Consider the following 16,576-nt stretch of genomic DNA (forward strand, 5'->3'; position numbering starts at 1 on the left):
ATGCTTTCCTACAAACAGGCCGGCGTGGCAAGCCCCTGGCATCCGATTCCTGCAGGGAGAAGCGCCATGGCCACGCAATGCATCGAACAGACCATAGAGGATCCCTTCGGCCGCGCGCAGAAGGTCGCGGTCAACCTGCACGAATCGCCGCTCGCCTGGCTGCATGCGCGGGGGCATTTGAGCGAGCGGCATTATCTTGCCGGGGACAGGCTGCGGGGCGATTGGGAAAAGGCGGGACTGGGGCCGCGCGTCACGATGCGCTGGGACGCTGCGCCGGGGCGGCAGCGCGGTGGCGCAGCGGCGGCCGAGCCGGGCCTGGCGCAATTGTCCGCCCGGGAGCGATTCGACGGTGCGATTCGCGCTGCGGGTCCGGGCCTGGCCGACGTGCTGTGGCGGGTCGTCTGCGCGGGCGAGGGATTGAGTGCGGCGGAAAGGGCGCTAGGCTGGCCGACGCGCGCCGGCAAGCTGGTGCTGACGCTGGCGCTGGATCGCGTGGCGGCATGGTACCGCATCAGCTGAAGCGATTTCCAGGCGATCTGGTTCAATCAGATCGAAATCTGCCCTTGAAGAAACAGGAAAGGGGCGCTGACCGGGTTCCGGCAGCGCCCCTTTTCCGCGATGGTCGCGGGTGTCGCCAGCCTGCTTACTGGGCGCGCGGCGCCGCCGCCGCAGCATTGGCGGGCAAGCCGCCGAGCTGCGTTACCAGCTTGGTATAGGCGTCCAGATAGGCGAGCACGATCACCTGGCCGATCTCCGTATTCTGGTAGCCGCCGCCGCCGGCCGCGGCGAAACCGCCCCACCAGCCCGCGCCGCCGCCGCCGCCGAAGCTCAGGTCCGACTTGCGGGCATAGCCCTCGGTCAGCGCCTCTTCCTCGGTCGTGCGGGCGTTGACGATCGACAGCGTCACATTGGCCTCGCTCTTCTTGATCGAGATGCCGCCAGCGAGCGCGCCGAAGGTGCGGCCGCCCAGCATTCCGCCCAGCATTCCACCCAGCGCGTTGCCGCCTGAATTCTTGTTGGAGGAGACGATGTCGGGCTGAAGATAATAGTCAGCCGCCTTCACCTGTCCCTTGCCCAGGTTCGACCCGGCCTGAAGCTCGCCGGAGTCGGCCATGGCGCGCTCCATATTGCGGCTGGCCATGGCGCGGCCGCGATTGACGATGCCGAAGCAGCCCGACTGCTGGATGAACACCTTGAGGATCGCCTCCGGGCTGCCCAGGTTCAGTTCCCGCCACCACTGGTTGTCCGGCTCGACGATCGCCACCGTGCCGAGGCGCCGGGTGCAATGAGGAATTTCGGCGGTTTTCTTCGCCTGCTGCTGGCGGGCGGACGAACCCTTGTCGGCGGCCATCGCCGGAGAAGCCACGACAGCCAGGCCGGCTGCGGCAGCGATGAACTTCGCGAACACACGCATTGTCATGCACCCCTGAAAGTTGCTGAACTGGTTTTGATTTGTAGCGCCCCGATATTGGACCCATCCTCTAGCACAACCGCGCAGACGCGCAAGCAATGCAAACGGTTATCGCCGCCATAGCCTTAACGGGCGGGCTCACGGCGAGAGCCTGCTGACAGGCCCGCAAATGACTGCTATCGGCGCGGGCCATGACCGACCTTTCGCACATCCGCAACTTTTCGATCATCGCCCATATCGACCATGGCAAGTCGACCCTGGCCGACCGCCTGATCCAGCGCACCGGGGGCCTGACCGACCGCGAGATGAGCGCGCAGGTGCTCGACAACATGGATATCGAGAAGGAGCGCGGCATCACCATCAAGGCGCAGACCGTGCGCCTCGACTATGTCGCGAAAAACGGTGAGACCTACGAACTGAACCTGATGGACACGCCGGGCCATGTCGACTTCGCCTATGAGGTGAGCCGATCGCTTGCCGCGTGCGAGGGCGCGCTGCTGGTGGTGGACGCCGCGCAGGGGGTGGAGGCGCAGACGCTCGCCAATGTCTACCAGTCGATCGAGCATGATCATGAGATCGTGCCCGTCATCAACAAGATCGACCTGCCCGCCGCCGAGCCGGAGAAGGTGAAGGCGGAGATCGAGGAAGTGATCGGCCTCGACGCATCGGAGGCGGTGCTGGCGAGCGCCAAGGCCGGGATCGGCATTGACGACATATTGGAAGCGGTGGTCGCCAAGATCCCCGCGCCCAAGGGTGATCGCGAAGCGCCGCTGGAGGCGATGCTGGTCGACAGCTGGTACGACCCCTATCTGGGCGTCGTCATCCTGGTGCGCGTCGTCAACGGCGTGATCAAGAAGGGCCAGAACATCAAGTTCATGATCGGCGGCACCGAGCATCTGATCGACCGTGTCGGCTGCTTCCGGCCGAAGATCGAGCAACTGAGCGAGCTGGGGCCGGGCGAGATCGGCTTCATCACCGCGCAGATCAAGGATATCAGCCAGACCCGCGTCGGCGACACCATCACCACGGTCAAGAATCCGGCGAAGGAGCCGCTGCCCGGCTTCAAGGAAGTGCAGCCGGTGGTTTTCTGCGGCCTGTTCCCGGTGGACGCCAATGATTTCGAGAAGCTGCGCGAATCGATCTCCAAGCTGCGGCTGAACGATGCCAGCTTCTCCTTCGAGATGGAGACGTCGGCGGCCCTGGGTTTCGGCTTCCGCTGCGGCTTCCTGGGGCTGCTGCATCTGGAGATCATCCAGGAGCGGTTGAGCCGTGAATATGACCTGGACCTCATCACCACCGCGCCGTCGGTCGTGTACGAAATCCACATGAACGACGGGACGATCCGGCACCTGCACAATCCGGCGGACATGCCCGACGCCAACCATATCGACTATATCGAGGAGCCGTGGATCGAGGCGGTGATCTATTGCCCCGACGAATATCTGGGTTCGATCCTGAAGCTGTGCCAGGATCGGCGCGGCATCCAGAAGAACCTGACCTATGTCGGCGGGCGCGCCCAGGTGACCTATGAACTGCCGCTCAACGAGGTAGTGTTCGATTTCTACGATCGCCTGAAGTCGATTTCGCGCGGCTATGCCAGCTTCGACTATCACCAGATCGGGGCGCGGGAAGGCGACCTGGTCAAGATGAGCATCCTCGTCAACAATGAGCCGGTCGACGCGCTCAGCATGATCGTCCACCGTGGCACCGCCGAATCGCGCGGGCGCGGCATGTGCGAACGGTTGAAGGACCTGATCCCCCGGCACCTGTTCAAGATTCCGATCCAGGCGGCGATCGGCGGCAAGGTGATCGCGCGCGAGACGATCGCGGCGATGCGCAAGGATGTGACCGCGAAATGCTATGGCGGCGACATCACGCGCAAGAAGAAGCTGCTGGAGAAGCAGAAGGAAGGCAAGAAGCGGATGCGGGAATATGGCTCGGTCCAGATTCCCCAGGAAGCGTTCATCGCCGCGCTGCGCATGGGGGATGACAGCTAGGCTGTTCCTTCCGCCGCCAGACGGTTGCAGTTGCAGTGTCCCGCGCCCTTGACGGCGGCGGGGCGTCCATGGTCAATGCAGGCGGCAAGCTATAGGAAACCGGCATGAGCGAGACATGGCTGTATGACGAGCATCCCGCGATGTTCCGCGCCCATCCCTTCCTGTTCATCCTGCTGCTGATTTCCGTTGTCGGCATCCTTGCCATCGGTGTGTGGTGGGTGTTGCACAAGGGGGAGCGGCTGGCGCTTTCCGACCGGGAAGTGCTGCTGGAACGGGGTCTGCTCGCCAAGCAGCGGACGGAGATCGCGCTTTCCAGCATCCGCAGCGTGCGCATCACCCAGACGCTGGGCCAGCGGATATTCAATGTCGGCAATGTCGAGCTGTTCAGCGCCGGCGACATGGCGGAAATCGCCATCAAATCCATGCCGCGGCCCGACCGCATCCGGGCGATCGCCGCATCGCGCAACCTCGACCTGCTGCCCCAGCGGTAGGAGATCGGTGAGCAGCCTCTTGACTTGTCCGCATTTATTCCAACGATAGCGCAATAGCGAGAAGGGGCGCGTTGGAGCGCCCACGGCCAGCAGGAAGGACGCCGGAGGAACGCCGGTCCGCAGTGGCGCGGGCAGGCGATAGCAAGGGGTCGTCGTGCATGGGCTTGCGTGTGATGCCGTCGCTGCCAGAACTGACCGCGCAGCAGCAGGACGAGATACGTCAGGCTTGCGGTTTCGCCTGCGTCCGGTGCGGCGTGACCATCTACCGCTATCTTCGCCTGCCCGAAGGTCATGGGGTGACGCTGCTCTGCCCGACCTGTCACGGGCTGGTCGAGGAAGGTCGCCTGACGCCGATGCAGGTGCAGGGGTTCCACGCCAATCCGGTGGTGCGGCAGCGTCATTTCGCGCGGGACCGCCTGCCCTTTTCACCGGATCTGCCATCGCTGATCATGGGCGGATCGCAACTTTTGAGGGATACGCCGATTCCGCTGACGCTGGAGGGAGAGCCGATCCTGATCTTCGCTCCGCCCCGCCGGAGCAATGGCGCGACGCGGATCAGCGTGCGCATGGGCGGCGCGGATGGCGAGCCGGTTCAGGTGGTGAACGGCAATGAATGGATACCGACCGACGGTAGCTGGCATTTCCTGCTGCGCGGCGACCGTTACAGCATGATGGCGGCGCGTGGCGAGGGGCTGGCGGTGTTGCGCATCGTCGCGCGCAACCGGATCGCCGTCGAGCATCTGCGCACCACCATTCGCGGTCGCCGGCTGGAGGTGACGCCGGACTGGCTGGAGATTGACGGCAAGCGCTATGTCGGCCGGATCGGAAGCGGGACGTTGATAGGGCTGGAATGTTGATCAGGCGCGCGCTGCATTCTCGCAGCATGTGATCGACCCTGAGATGCGTGCGCCAGCGAGGAGAGGAGCGCCGGCTCCCGATCTCAGCCCTTCTTCTTCTGCTTGCTCCGGTTGAGGGCGACTGCGGCGTGGATCAGCGCCTTGAACGCGTCCGCATCGATCGGCTCATCCTCCCTCAGATCGATGGCGCGGCGCACATTGCCGTCGAGGCTGGCGTTGAACAGGCCCGCCGGGTCCGCCAGCGCCGCGCCCTTCGCGAAGGTCAGCTTGACCACCGCCTTGTAGCTTTCGCCGGTGCAGAGGATGCCGTCATGCGACCAGACAGGAACGCCGCGCCATTTCCATTCCTCGACCACCTCGGGATCGGCTTCCCTGATCAGCGCGCGAACATGGGCGAGCGTTTCGCCGCGCCAGTCGCCGAGTTCCGCAATGCGTTGGTCGATCAATGCGGAGGGAGTGGGGGTGTCGTTCATCGAGCGGTCCTTTCGCCGGCTGCGCAAGGCGATTTCATCAGCCGGAAGAACGCTTTAGAGCGATTTCCAGGCGATCGGAACCGATCGCTGGTTAAGAAATCGCGGAAACAAGGAATCCGGAGCGGCGATCTGATTCAATCAGATCGAAACCCGCTTTGGACCGATCGCGGCGAACGAAAATGGCGTAGCGATGGTGCCGGGAGGGGCCTGCCTCCCGGCCCCACCGCTACGCTGCCCTTTGGGGACCACCCGTGGGGACGGCCGGCCGCGATCGGGAGGATTGCGACCGGCACCACATCGAATACGGTTGTGCGTAAAGTTTTATTCCATCGCGATCTTCAGCCGCATCGCGCGGTCGTGATCACCATCTTGCCGTCATAGCTGACCGTCAGCCGGTCGGGGCGGAAATCCATGGTCATCGCCATGCCCGGCGCGCCCCAGCGCAGCGTGCGTGCGCCGGAAGCCCTGAGCATGTCCGCGCCGATCGCCGCACTCGCGGTCTGGCCGATGAAGCGGTCCAGCCCCTCGTTGCGGCATGGCCCTTCAGCGGTGGGTGGAGGCGTGGCGGGGCCCTGGCCGCTCGCGCCCGCACAGGCGGCAAGCAGGGAAAGAAGGGGCAGCACGGCGGTCCGCATCGTCCTGAACTCCTATTGCGTGCGCGTCATCTTGAGACGGCCATTCTTGACCGCGAAGGCCAGGCGCCCCTCGACCAGGTCGACTGCATCGCGGCCGAACTGTTCATAGCGCCAGCCTTCCAGTATGGCGAGGTCGTCCCGCACGCCCGCCGCCAGTGCGTCGATGTCGTCGCTGCGGGCGATGAGGCGCGCGGCGACATTGATGTCGCGCGAACGGATTTTCAGCAGCAGCTTCAGAAGGTCCGCCACCAGCGCGCCGTCCTTGCCCAGGCCCGGCCTTTTGGGGTCGCGCTCGGGCATTTCGTCCTTGCCCAGCGGCTTGTGTTCGGCAAGGGCGAGCATCAGGCGGTTGCCGATATCGTTGGTCTTCCAGGTGGCGGACAGGCCGCGCACCTTGCCCAGATCCTCCTGCGTGCGGGGCGGGTGGCTGGCGATGTCGGCCAGCGTCTCGTCCTTGACGATGCGGCCGCGCGGCAGGTTCTTGTCCTGCGCCTCCAACTCGCGCCAGGCGGCAAGCGCCTTGAGCCGGCCCAGCACATCGGCCTTGCGGCTGGCGATGCGCACGCGCTGCCAGGCCTCGTCCGGCTTGTTCTCATAATTGGAGGGGTCGCTGATCCGCTCCATCTCCTGGTCCAGCCAGTCGCCGCGGCCGGTGCGGCGCAGCTCCTCCAGCATCTTGGGGAATATCTGGATCAGGTAAGTGACGTCGCCGATCGCATAATCGATCTGCCGCTTGTCGAGCGGGCGGCGCGCCCAGTCGGTGAAGCGCGCGCCCTTGTCGAGCTGCACGCCGAGCCAGGCGTCGACCAGATTGCCATAGCCGATCTGCTCGCCCAGCCCCAGCGCCATCGCCGCGATCTGCGTGTCGAACATGGGATGGGGCGTCTTGCCGGTCAGGTTGTAGATGATCTCCAGATCCTGCCCGCCCGCATGGAAGACCTTCAGCACATCCTCATTGTCGACCATCAGGTCGAGCAGGGGCGAAAGGTCGAGGCCGGGCGCCTTGGGATCGATGGCCGCCGCCTCATGTTCGTCCGCGACCTGCACCAGGCAGAGATCGGGCCAATAGCTGTTTTCGCGCATGAATTCGGTATCGACCGCAATATAGGGCGATTTGGCGATCCGGGCGCAGAATTGAGCGAGAGTCTTGCTGTCGGTAATCAGCGGATGGATTTGCATATGGTCTTCGATCTTATTATGGGCTGGCCCGTCGCGCACGGGCTCGTCAATGCTTGACAGCACTGCCCATAGCGGCGCCGCAACAATTTGTCATTTCCGTAAAACGAAGCTGAAAGACCAAAAACGCCATGCATGCCTATCGCACCCACACCTGCGGCGCCCTTACGACGGAGGAGGTCGGCAATGAGGTGCGGGTGTCCGGCTGGGTGCATCGCAAGCGGGACCATGGCGACCTGGTCTTCATCGACCTGCGCGACCATTATGGCATGGTGCAGATCGTCACCGAGGTCGACGGCCCGGTGTTCAGGGTGATCGAATCGCTGCGGGCCGAAAGCGTCGTGACGGTGACGGGCAAGGTCGTCGCCCGCGCGCAGGAAGCGGTGAACCCGAACCTGCCCACCGGCGAGATCGAAATCCGCGCTCTGGACGCCGTGCTGCTGTCCGCTGCCGCCGACCTGCCGCTTCCCGTGGCGGGCGAGCAGGAATATCCTGAGGATATCCGCCTGCGCTACCGCTTCCTCGACCTGCGGCGCGAGACGCTGCACGCGAACATCGTCAAGCGCACGCAGATCATCCGCGACATGCGCCGCCGCATGGAGGATGCGGGCTTCACCGAATATTCGACGCCGATCCTGACCGCTTCCTCGCCAGAAGGCGCGCGCGACTTCCTGGTGCCGAGCCGCATCCATGCGGGCAAATTCTACGCGCTGCCGCAGGCGCCGCAGCAGTACAAGCAGCTGTTGATGGTCGCCGGCTTCGACCGTTATTTCCAGATCGCGCCCTGCTTCCGCGACGAAGACCCGCGCGCCGACCGCCTGCCGGGCGAATTCTACCAGCTTGACCTGGAAATGAGCTTCGTCACGCAGGAAGACGTGTGGAACACGATGGAGCCGGTGATCGCCCAGGTGTTCGAGGCGTTCGCCGACGGCAAGCCGGTGACGCCCGCGGGCAGCTTCCCGCGCATTCCCCATGCCGAGGCGATGATGAAATATGGGTCGGACAAGCCTGACCTGCGCAACCCGATCATCATCCAGGACGTGACGGAGCATTTCCACGGCAGCGGCTTCGGCATTTTCGCTTCGCTGGTGGAGAGCGGCAGCGTGATTCGCGCCATTCCCGCGCCGGGTGCGGGCGCGGGCAGCCGCAAATTCTTCGACGACATGAACAATTGGGCGCGCAGCGAAGGCTTTTCGGGGCTGGGCTATATCAACATCAAGGACGGCGTGCCCGGCGGCCCGATCGCCAAGAATCATGGTGAGGAACGGACGGCAAAGCTGATCGAGGCGCTGGGCCTTGGCCCCAATGACGGCGTGTTCTTCGCCGCGGGCAAGGAAAGCCAGGCGGCCAAGCTGGCGGGCCTTGCGCGCATCCGCGTGGGCGAGCAGCTCGACCTGATCGACAAGGATCGTTTCGAGCTGTGCTGGATCGTCGACTTCCCCTTCTACGAATATGACGAGGATACGAAGTCGATCGACTTCGCGCACAACCCCTTCTCCATGCCGCAGGGCGGGCTGGATGCGCTGGAGAACCAGGACCCCCTGAGCCTCAAGGCCTATCAATATGACATGGTCTGCAACGGTTATGAGATCGCTTCGGGTTCGATCCGCAACCAGTCGCCGGAACTGATGGTCAAGGCGTTCGAGAAGGTCGGCCTGTCGCAACAGGATGTGGAGGAGCGCTTCGGCGGCCTCTATCGCGCCTTCCAATATGGCGCCCCGCCCCATGGCGGCATGGCGGCCGGCGTGGATCGCGTCGTCATGCTGCTGTGCGGGGCGCAGAATCTGCGCGAGATCACGCTGTTCCCGATGAACCAGCGCGCGGAAGACCTGCTGATGGGTGCACCCAGCGCGGCAGAGTTCAAGCAGCTGCGCGAACTCAATATCCGGGTCGTGGAGCCGCAGGCCAAGGCCTGATTGCCCCGATTTGAGGAAGCTGTGCTCCTGCCCTCGCGGGAGCATGTCGTGCGTGGGGCTTGTCTCTTCTCCTTCCCTTCTATGTAAGGGAGGAGAGGGGACCAGATCATGCTCGACGAACAGATGCTGCCGGACAAGCCGCCGGCCCTGGCGCGCAGCCTGGGCGTGGCGGGCGTGCTGTTCCTGACCCTGTCCGCGACCACCCCGGCATCCTCCGTCTTCGTCATCATTCCCGGCATGTTGCAGGCGGCCGGGACGGGCGCGATCTGGGCGATGATCCTGGCCAGCCTGATCTGCGTCGCCACCGCCTTCATCTATGCCGAGCTCTCCTCCGCCTGGCCGGTGGCGGGCGGGGAATATGTCGCGGTGGCGCAGACGCTGGGCCCCATGGCCGGTTTTGTCATGCTGGGCGTCAATGTCTTCAACAATGTGCTCTTCCCGCCCGTCGCGGCGCTGGGCATCGCCTCGGTCATGGCGACGGTGGTGCCGGGACTCCCCGCCGTGCCGGTCGCCGTCGCGGTGATGATCGGGTCGACGCTGGTGGCGATCCTCAACATCCGCGTGAATGCGGTCATCACCGGGCTGTTCCTGCTGGTCGAGCTGGCGGCGGTGGCGGTGGTGATGGTGCTGGGCTTTGCCGATCATGCGCGGCCGGCGCTGCAATTCCTGACCCATCCAATGGTGGCGACGGGGCAGGGTTTTGCCCCGGCCAGCGCGGCCTCCGTCGGGGTGGCGACGACGATCGCGATCTTCGCGCTCAACGGCTATGGCATGGCGGTCTATTTCGGCGAGGAGATGCACGAGGCGCGAAAAGGATCGCCCGGACCATCCTCGCCGCCCTGGCGCTCGCGCTGCTGTTCGAAGGGGTGCCGTTGCTGGCGCTGCTGCTGGCGCGGATCGACCTTGCCACCCTGCTGACCGTCGATGATCCCTTTGGCCTGCTGGTGCGGCACCGGGGAAGCGCTGGCCTTTCGGCGCTGGTGTCGGTTGGCATCGTGCTCGCCATCGTCAACGCCATCATCGCCTGCATCCTGGCCTGCGCGCGCTTCTTCTATTCGACGGGGCGGGACCGCGCCTGGATTCCGCGCATCGACGACTGGCTGGTGGCGATCCATCCGCGTTTTGATTCGCCCTGGATCGGCACGCTGATCGTCGGCGGGATGGGGACGCTTGCCTGCTTCCTGCCGATGTCGATGCTGCTGGTGCTGAACGGTACGGGGCTGGTGGCGATCTATGGCGGCATCGCGCTGGCCGCCATGGCCGGGCGGCGCGGCGGGGCGAGCGCCCATGCGCCCTATCGCATGCCGCTTTATCCGCTTGCACCGGCCGTTACCCTGCTCGCGCTGGCCTATGTCGTCTGGACGAGCTGGCTGGACGTCGGGGAGGGGCGGCCAGGACTGATTGCAACCGCCGCGCAGATTGCGGGTTCGGTCCTTTGGTATAAGCTCGTGCTTTGCCGCCGTGGCCAATGGAAGGTGCAGACATGACCATCGACCTTGCCGATTATGAGAAGGGCGCGACGTTCAAGGGCGATTATGAGGCGAAGCTGGCCGAATTGCAGCAGCGGCTCGCCAAGATCCAGGTCGCGCACATCATCCACGACCGGCGCAGCGTCATCCTGCTGGAAGGGTGGGACGCAGCGGGCAAGGGCGGCATCATCAAGCGCATGACCGCCGACTGGGATCCGCGCTATTACAAGGTGCACCCCATTTCCGCCCCGACCGAGGAGGAGCGGGACAGGCATTTCCTCTGGCGCTTCTGGACGCGGCTGCCGGCGGGACGCAACATCGCGATCTTCGACCGGAGCTGGTATGGCCGGGTGCTGGTCGAGCGGGTCGAGGGCTTTTGCTCCAAGGGCGAGTGGAAGCGCGCCTATGAGGAGATCAACGCCTTCGAAAAGCAGCAGGTCGATGCCGGGACCAATATCGTCAAGCTGTTCGTCCACATCACCCAGGAAACGCAGGACGAGCAGCTCGCCCAGCGGCTCGACACCCCCTGGAAACGGTGGAAGACCGGCGCGGACGATTATCGCAACCGCGCCCGGCGGGCCGATTATCTCGACGCCATGCACGACATGTTCCGCAAGACCGACACCAAGGCAGCGCCCTGGCAGGTGATCGACAATAATCACCGCCGGGCGGGACGGATCGCGGCGCTTTCCCATGTCGCCAAGCGATTGGAAAAGCTGGTGCCGATGAATTTTCCCGAAGCCGATCCGGAAGTGGTGAAGCTGGCCGCCAAGGCCTATGGCTATAAGGTGCCATAGAAAAATCTCTTTTAATCAGTGACTTGTAACAAAACTGTCATCAAATGCTAACGGCTCATTTACCATTGGGGGCTTAATCGGTGCCCATGTACGCGCCGTCCTTGCTCGACCGTTCCCTGGCCCATTCGGCTGGTCCGACCCTGGTGACGCCCAGCCCCGCGATTCGGCTGGGGCGGCCGCTGTGCGAGGCGGTCGACCATTTCCAGCATGACCCGGCGCTGCGCCTGTTGCCGGTGCTCGATGCCACCGACCGGCCCGTGGGGGCGATCTATGAACGGGACATGCGGCGCATCCTGTTCAATCCCTTCGGCCATGCCCTATTGCGCAATCCCAGCTTTGGCGGGCGGCTGGACGATCATGTCCGGCACTGCGCCACGGTCGAGCGGTGCGCCAGCATAGAGGCGCTGATCGATCTCTATGCGGCGCAGGGGCAGGGTTGCGAGGGGCTGATCGTGGTCGATGGTGATCGTTATGCCGGAATTGCGGGAGGGCAGCTTCTGCTCAAGCTGGCGGCGGAGCGCGATGCTCGGGTGGCGCTCGCGCGGGTGGAGCGGCTGGAACGGGTGACGCGCGAGAGCGCGGTGTTCCGGGGTGATATCCGGGCCCTGATCGGCGACATGGTGGCGATAGCGGACATGCTGTCGCGCCTGTCCGAGGATGCGGCAGGGCGGTCCGCGCATAATGGGCGTGCCTCGGCTGGGATGGCCGTGGCGGCGGCGCAGACGGCGGACAATCTGGCCGGCATCGCCGCATCCGGGCGGGAGCTGGGGCTGCTGTTCCAGGCGATGGAGGATGAAGTGCGAGAGGCGGGCGCCGCCATTCGCGCCGCCGTCGACCAGACGCAATCCGGCGCGGCGCAGACACGGACGCTGAGCGCGCAGGCCGACGGCATTGGGGAAGTGACCGCGCTGATCGATGCGATTGCGCGGGCGACGACGACGCTGGCGCTCAATGCGGGGATAGAGGCGGCGCGGGCCGGCGATGCGGGTCGAGGCTTTGCGGTGGTCGCGCGGGAGGTGAAGACGCTGGCGGGACAGACCCGCGACGCGGCGGCGGAGATTGCGCGGCGGATCGACCATATCCGTACCACCGTCGGCCAGGTGGCGGAGGGGCATGCGCATATGGATGCCGCGATCGCGACCGCGGACCGGCTTTCCGCCTCCGTGTTCGAGGCGGTGGCGCGGCATGGCGCGTTCAGCCGGGCCATTGCGGACAGCGTGGCGGAGGCGGGTGAGGCGAGCGGGCATGTTCGCGCCAGCGCCAGCCAAATCAGCGTCAATGCGGGATCGGCGGTGGAGGATGCCCAGGCCATGCGCGACGCGGCGACCCGCCTGTCGGAAGAGGCGCATCGGCTGGATGATCGTGCCAGCGCGTTCATCCAGGCTATTCAGGCGGCATGAAGGGAAAAGGGCTGGCGTCGGGAGGAATTCGGGCTAGGCTCTTCTTCCAGAAAGAAGGAGAGGATGCATGCTTGTCATGTTCGTGGGCGCCGACCGGACCGAAACCGCCGTCAATGCCGCGCAGGTCACCTTCGTGTCATCGGTGACCGACGGCACCCGCATCCGCTTTGGAGAGGGACGCAGCGTCACCGTCACCGAACCGATCGGGGAAGTGATGGAACGGCTCAACCATTCGCTGAGGCCGCATGATTAGAGTGGGAAGGCGCGCCGCGCGCCTGTTTCCGCAAAGGGCGATCACGCCGGATAGCTGATCGCCATCACCTCATATTCCCTCTCGCCCGCGGGCAGCATCACGCGGCGCAGGTCGCCCACGGCGGCGCCTCGCAACGCGCGGGCTATCGGCGTGCTCCAGCCGATGCGGCCCGCAGCGGCATCCGTCTCGTCATTGCCGACCAGTGTCACGGTGCGGTGCCGGTCATCCTCGTCCGCGATGGTGACGGTCGCGCCGAAATAGACCTTGCCCTTGTCCGGTTGCTGGCGCGGGTCGACGACCCTGGCGTCCTTCATCTTGCGGGAAAGGCGCTTCAACTGGCCATCGATCTCCCGCATCCGCTTGCGGCCGTAGAGATAGTCGCCATTTTCGCTGCGATCGCCATTGCCTGCGGCCCAGCTCACCACCTCCACGATCCGGGGGCGCTCGACGCCGAGCAGATGGTCATATTCGGCGCGCAGCTTCGCGAAGCCTTCGGGGGTGATGTAATTGGGGTGAGGGGTGCTCATGATGAACCCTGCCTAGCTTTCCGAACCGCCCTTGTCGAAGCCCCGTGGGTTCCCCAGGGGGTTCAGCCCGGCGTCTGCTTGCCCAGATATCTGGACAGCGGCGTCGTGGTGCCCCGGAAACGGGCGCGCTGCGGGTTCATCGCCTCATAGACGACGGCGTTTTCCAGCACGCGCTGGACATAGTTGCGCGTCTCGAACAGCGGGATCTGCTCGATCCAGCGCAGCATGTCGGCGCCGGGCAGGCGCGGGTCGCCATTGGCCGCGATCCAGCGATTCACATTGCCCGGCCCGGCATTATAGGCCGCCACCGCCAAGGGATAGCTGCCGCCATAATAGTTAAGCATCCGCTGGAAATAGGCGGAGCCGAGCATGATGTTGTAGCTGGGGTCGTTGAGCGAGCTGGCATCATAGCTCATCCCCAGCTTTCCCGCCTGTTCGCGGGCGGTGCCGGGCATGAGCTGCATCAGCCCGCGGGCGCCCGCATGGCTGACGATCTGACGGTCGAACTGGCTTTCCTGGCGGGCGATGGCATGGACCATGGTCCAGTTAAATTGCGCCTCGGACGGGACAGGTACGCGTGGGAAGGCGCTTTCGCCATAGCCGGTGAGGCCGCTCGACACGGCGCGGCGGCCGACCATCACGCCCATGTCCGGCCGACCGATGCTCTGCGCGAGTTCCACCGCCAGATAATGATCTGCATCGCTGTCGGCATTATTGGCGATGGCGCGGGCGAATTTGCTCTGGTCTTCCCAATAGCCCATCTGGCCCAGCGCCTTCACCGCACGGACGACCGAGCGGTTGGCGAAGGCCGCGCGTTCCGCGGCGGAGATCTCGACCGGGCGTTCGACGGTGGCGGGGGCCGGGATCGGCCGGCCCAGCCGTTCGAGCGCGAGCTGCCCGTAAAACTGGTCGGGAAAGGAGCCGGCGCGGGCGAAATAGCTGTTGGCGGTCGCCGCGTCCCCGGCCTGGAGCGCGGCGCGGCCCGCCCAGTAGAAGCCCTTGGATTGCGTCTGCGGCGACTTGGCGGCGGTGGCGTAGCGGCGGAACATCTCCATCGCGTCCAGCGGTCTGCCCAGATTGTAGAAGGCCGTCGATCCCGCAAGCCAGGCCAGGCTGGTATAGTCGTCGCGCTCGCCTATGGGCCGGGTGTTGACGTCGGTGCCGGGCAGATAGGCGTCGTCCAGCTTGCTGGCGATGCCATAGGCGAAGCTCCACTGGCTGTCATTGGCGGCGGCGCGCGCCTGCGTCAGCAGCGCTTCATACCATTTTTCCGGATCGCCCGGACGGAAGGCCAAGGCCGGGCGGTTGGCGAGATACTGGCGACCGGCGACCCAGTTGCCCGTGTTGAGCAGCCATGTCGCCTTGTCAGCGACGAAGCCGGCGTCGGTCGCGCCCACGGCCTCCGCCAACTGCATCTTCATCGCGGCGTCGGGCGCCTTCTGGCGGAAGGCGATCCGCGCCTCATAGACCGGGCGGCGCGCCGGCGAGACATAGGCGAGCCTGCGCTGCGCGCCGATGATGTCGCCCTTCCACAGCAGCGCGTCGGCGCGCAGGTCATGCTCGACCGCGGTCCAGCCCGAACCGAAGAGGGAAAGCAGTCGCGCCTCGTCATCGGGCGAGAGCGTGCCGCCGATCCATGCGTTGCGGGCGGCGACCCGCGCCTCGCCCATGCGACCCTGCTGCATCAGCGCCAGCGCGTAGCGGGCATTGCCGGTCGCGGTGCGCGGCGGGAAGCGGGTGAAGAAGGCGATGACCTGCGCGGGATCGTAGCTGTTGGGATTGATGCCGGTTTCCGCCAGCCGCCGCATCCGGTCCTCGCCCGGCCAGCCCGGATTGGCCATGATGAAGCTCATATAGGTGGAGGAGCCCAGGCCGTCGCTCTGCTGGAGCGCGCGCCACTGGCTGATCGTGCCGGAGATCGAAGGATCGCTCGCCACGCCGATTCGGCTCTGCGCGCGCTGCCAGGGGCTGGGTTCGCTGGAGCTGGGGACCGCCTGAACCACGGCGCCGGGCGGATAGGCCGCATCCGGCGCAGGGGCAGTGGTTTCGGTCTGGGCGCTGGCGCCGGCTGTGAAAAGCAAAAGGGCAATCAGAGGCATACGAACCGTGAGGGCTTCCGAAGCAGTTTCAAGGCAGAAGAGCGACACCCTACTGGACATTATCGCAATTGCATCCTTATCAGGCCCTGAATGACGCGCTATAGCGCGCCCTTCGCGTGTTTCACGCTATTATGCCCCGGAATCCCGGTGAGTTGAAGGAGTTTGTTGCATGTTTTCCGGGTCGATTCCGGCGCTGATCACGCCCTTTCGCAACGGGGCAGTGGACGAGGCGGCTTTCCGCGCCTTCGTCGACTGGCAGATCGAGGAAGGCAGCAGCGCGCTCGTTCCCTGCGGCACCACGGGCGAAAGCGCGACCATGACGGTCGAGGAACATAATCGCGTCATCGCCGTCTGCGTCGACCAGGCGGCGGGCCGCGTGCCGGTGATCGCAGGATGCGGTTCCAACGACACGCGAATCGCGCTGGAGCACATGTTCGCCGCGCAGGCGGCGGGCGCCGATGCGGCGCTGGTGGTCGCGCCCTATTACAACAAGCCCAATCAGGAAGGGGTCTACCAGCATTTCGCCTATCTGGCCGAGCGCTGTTCCCTGCCGATCATCCTCTACAACGTGCCCAGCCGCACGATCACCGACATCGGCGTCCCGGTGATCCACCGCCTGTCGGAGGAATTCCAGACGATCGTCGGCATCAAGGACGCCACCGGGAATCTGGGGCGGGTCAGCGCACAGCGCCTCGCCTGCCGCGCCGATTTCTGCCAGCTTTCCGGCAATGACGAAACGGCCTTGGGTTTCAACGCTATGGGCGGCAAGGGCTGCATTTCGGTCACGGCCAATGTCGCGCCGCGCCTGTGCGCCGAATTCCAGCAGGCAATGGCGAGCGGCGACTGGCATGGCGCCCTCGCGCTCCAGGATCGTCTCTACCCGCTGCATGACGCGCTGTTCAGCGATGCTTCACCCGGCCCCGTCAAATATGCCCTTACGCGCGTTCGGCCCGACATGCCCGGCGACGTCCGCCTGCCGATCACCTGGCCGTCGGAATCGAGCCGGACCGCCGTCGACAGGGCGCTGGAGATCGCGGGACTGGTTTGAGCGCCCTGCGGGCCTATATGATGAAGC

Annotated in this window: 17 protein-coding genes; 11 read left to right on the plus strand and 6 right to left on the minus strand. The window is 65.3% G+C overall.

Annotation, left to right across the window (positions count from 1 at the left end; all coding sequences use genetic code 11):
• Positions 1-66 precede the first annotated feature (66 nt).
• Positions 67-519: a DUF6456 domain-containing protein gene (locus MRBLMA1_RS16185; protein ID WP_363738061.1), complete on the plus strand. Its 453-nt coding sequence runs from the start codon at positions 67-69 to the stop codon at positions 517-519.
• Between the two features lie 124 nt (positions 520-643).
• On the opposite strand, the gene MRBLMA1_RS16190 is transcribed toward MRBLMA1_RS16185, so the two are convergent.
• On the minus strand, positions 644-1,414 hold the full coding sequence (locus MRBLMA1_RS16190; protein ID WP_363738063.1) for a CsgG/HfaB family protein: 771 nt from the start codon (positions 1,412-1,414) through the stop codon (positions 644-646).
• 188 nt (positions 1,415-1,602) lie between these two features.
• On the opposite strand from MRBLMA1_RS16190, the gene lepA reads away from it, so the two are divergent.
• The 3 genes from lepA (at position 1,603) to MRBLMA1_RS16205 (ending at position 4,756) form a co-directional block, all read left to right on the plus strand.
• Complete coding sequence (gene lepA / locus MRBLMA1_RS16195; protein WP_363738065.1) at positions 1,603-3,408, plus strand: translation elongation factor 4; 1,806 nt, start codon at positions 1,603-1,605, stop codon at positions 3,406-3,408.
• Positions 3,409-3,512: 104 nt separating this feature from the next.
• Positions 3,513-3,899, plus strand: a complete 387-nt coding sequence (locus MRBLMA1_RS16200) for a PH domain-containing protein (protein ID WP_044660367.1) — start codon at positions 3,513-3,515, stop codon at positions 3,897-3,899.
• Positions 3,900-4,072: 173 nt separating this feature from the next.
• Positions 4,073-4,756 (plus strand): hypothetical protein, encoded by a 684-nt coding sequence (locus tag MRBLMA1_RS16205; RefSeq protein ID WP_363738237.1) that lies wholly within the window; start codon positions 4,073-4,075, stop codon positions 4,754-4,756.
• 83 nt (positions 4,757-4,839) lie between these two features.
• Here MRBLMA1_RS16205 and MRBLMA1_RS16210 read toward each other — a convergent pair whose 3' ends face one another.
• From MRBLMA1_RS16210 to rnd, 3 genes are all read right to left on the minus strand, one after another.
• On the minus strand, positions 4,840-5,229 hold the full coding sequence (locus MRBLMA1_RS16210) for a DUF1801 domain-containing protein (protein WP_363738067.1): 390 nt from the start codon (positions 5,227-5,229) through the stop codon (positions 4,840-4,842).
• 338 nt (positions 5,230-5,567) lie between these two features.
• Positions 5,568-5,864, minus strand: coding sequence for an I78 family peptidase inhibitor (locus MRBLMA1_RS16215; RefSeq protein ID WP_363738069.1), 297 nt, complete (start codon positions 5,862-5,864; stop codon positions 5,568-5,570).
• Positions 5,865-5,876: 12 nt separating this feature from the next.
• Positions 5,877-7,043: a ribonuclease D gene (gene rnd / locus MRBLMA1_RS16220; protein ID WP_133653938.1), complete on the minus strand. Its 1,167-nt coding sequence runs from the start codon at positions 7,041-7,043 to the stop codon at positions 5,877-5,879.
• Between the two features lie 128 nt (positions 7,044-7,171).
• Between rnd and aspS the strand changes: the two genes are divergently transcribed.
• The 6 genes from aspS (at position 7,172) to MRBLMA1_RS16250 (ending at position 12,875) form a co-directional block, all read left to right on the plus strand.
• A complete protein-coding gene (aspS, locus tag MRBLMA1_RS16225) occupies positions 7,172-8,956 on the plus strand; it encodes an aspartate--tRNA ligase (protein ID WP_363738071.1) in 1,785 nt (594 codons plus the stop codon).
• Between the two features lie 108 nt (positions 8,957-9,064).
• The gene (locus tag MRBLMA1_RS16230) at positions 9,065-9,874 is read left to right on the plus strand and encodes an APC family permease (RefSeq protein WP_363738073.1); all 810 of its coding nucleotides are present in this window, start codon (positions 9,065-9,067) and stop codon (positions 9,872-9,874) included.
• A complete protein-coding gene (locus tag MRBLMA1_RS16235) occupies positions 9,829-10,443 on the plus strand; it encodes a hypothetical protein (RefSeq protein ID WP_363738074.1) in 615 nt (204 codons plus the stop codon). Before MRBLMA1_RS16230 ends, MRBLMA1_RS16235 begins: the two co-directional genes overlap by 46 nt.
• Positions 10,440-11,222 carry a polyphosphate kinase 2 family protein gene (locus tag MRBLMA1_RS16240; protein WP_363738076.1) on the plus strand — a complete coding sequence of 261 codons (783 nt, stop codon included), beginning with the start codon at positions 10,440-10,442 and terminating at the stop codon, positions 11,220-11,222. Before MRBLMA1_RS16235 ends, MRBLMA1_RS16240 begins: the two co-directional genes overlap by 4 nt.
• An 86-nt stretch (positions 11,223-11,308) precedes the next feature.
• Positions 11,309-12,622, plus strand: a complete 1,314-nt coding sequence (locus MRBLMA1_RS16245; protein ID WP_363738239.1) for a methyl-accepting chemotaxis protein — start codon at positions 11,309-11,311, stop codon at positions 12,620-12,622.
• Positions 12,623-12,689: 67 nt separating this feature from the next.
• Positions 12,690-12,875, plus strand: a complete 186-nt coding sequence (locus MRBLMA1_RS16250) for a hypothetical protein (protein ID WP_133653934.1) — start codon at positions 12,690-12,692, stop codon at positions 12,873-12,875.
• Between the two features lie 41 nt (positions 12,876-12,916).
• Here MRBLMA1_RS16250 and greB read toward each other — a convergent pair whose 3' ends face one another.
• Positions 12,917-13,402, minus strand: coding sequence for a transcription elongation factor GreB (gene greB / locus MRBLMA1_RS16255; protein ID WP_363738077.1), 486 nt, complete (start codon positions 13,400-13,402; stop codon positions 12,917-12,919).
• Between the two features lie 62 nt (positions 13,403-13,464).
• Positions 13,465-15,501 (minus strand): lytic transglycosylase domain-containing protein, encoded by a 2,037-nt coding sequence (locus MRBLMA1_RS16260; protein ID WP_363738241.1) that lies wholly within the window; start codon positions 15,499-15,501, stop codon positions 13,465-13,467.
• A gap of 169 nt (positions 15,502-15,670) precedes the next feature.
• Here MRBLMA1_RS16260 and dapA point away from each other — a divergent pair, with 169 nt between their 5' ends.
• The gene (dapA, locus tag MRBLMA1_RS16265) at positions 15,671-16,549 is read left to right on the plus strand and encodes a 4-hydroxy-tetrahydrodipicolinate synthase (RefSeq protein WP_363738079.1); all 879 of its coding nucleotides are present in this window, start codon (positions 15,671-15,673) and stop codon (positions 16,547-16,549) included.
• The last annotated feature ends 27 nt before the right edge of the window (positions 16,550-16,576 follow it).

It is taken from the genome of Sphingobium sp. LMA1-1-1.1 (assembly GCF_040676365.1).
Lineage (GTDB): Bacteria > Pseudomonadota > Alphaproteobacteria > Sphingomonadales > Sphingomonadaceae > Sphingobium.

Bases quoted from the DNA above. Each gene is read 5' to 3' on its own strand.
- MRBLMA1_RS16185 (WP_363738061.1), top strand. From the start codon at position 67: ATGGCCACGCAATGCATCGAACAGACCATAGAGGATCCCTTCGGCCGC.
- MRBLMA1_RS16190 (WP_363738063.1), bottom strand. From the start codon at position 1,414: ATGCGTGTGTTCGCGAAGTTCATCGCTGCCGCAGCCGGCCTGGCTGTC.
- lepA (WP_363738065.1), top strand. From the start codon at position 1,603: ATGACCGACCTTTCGCACATCCGCAACTTTTCGATCATCGCCCATATC.
- MRBLMA1_RS16200 (WP_044660367.1), top strand. From the start codon at position 3,513: ATGAGCGAGACATGGCTGTATGACGAGCATCCCGCGATGTTCCGCGCC.
- MRBLMA1_RS16205 (WP_363738237.1), top strand. From the start codon at position 4,073: ATGCCGTCGCTGCCAGAACTGACCGCGCAGCAGCAGGACGAGATACGT.
- MRBLMA1_RS16210 (WP_363738067.1), bottom strand. From the start codon at position 5,229: ATGAACGACACCCCCACTCCCTCCGCATTGATCGACCAACGCATTGCG.
- MRBLMA1_RS16215 (WP_363738069.1), bottom strand. From the start codon at position 5,864: ATGCGGACCGCCGTGCTGCCCCTTCTTTCCCTGCTTGCCGCCTGTGCG.
- rnd (WP_133653938.1), bottom strand. From the start codon at position 7,043: ATGCAAATCCATCCGCTGATTACCGACAGCAAGACTCTCGCTCAATTC.
- aspS (WP_363738071.1), top strand. From the start codon at position 7,172: ATGCATGCCTATCGCACCCACACCTGCGGCGCCCTTACGACGGAGGAG.
- MRBLMA1_RS16230 (WP_363738073.1), top strand. From the start codon at position 9,065: ATGCTCGACGAACAGATGCTGCCGGACAAGCCGCCGGCCCTGGCGCGC.
- MRBLMA1_RS16240 (WP_363738076.1), top strand. From the start codon at position 10,440: ATGACCATCGACCTTGCCGATTATGAGAAGGGCGCGACGTTCAAGGGC.
- MRBLMA1_RS16245 (WP_363738239.1), top strand. From the start codon at position 11,309: ATGTACGCGCCGTCCTTGCTCGACCGTTCCCTGGCCCATTCGGCTGGT.
- MRBLMA1_RS16250 (WP_133653934.1), top strand. From the start codon at position 12,690: ATGCTTGTCATGTTCGTGGGCGCCGACCGGACCGAAACCGCCGTCAAT.
- greB (WP_363738077.1), bottom strand. From the start codon at position 13,402: ATGAGCACCCCTCACCCCAATTACATCACCCCCGAAGGCTTCGCGAAG.
- MRBLMA1_RS16260 (WP_363738241.1), bottom strand. From the start codon at position 15,501: ATGCCTCTGATTGCCCTTTTGCTTTTCACAGCCGGCGCCAGCGCCCAG.
- dapA (WP_363738079.1), top strand. From the start codon at position 15,671: ATGTTTTCCGGGTCGATTCCGGCGCTGATCACGCCCTTTCGCAACGGG.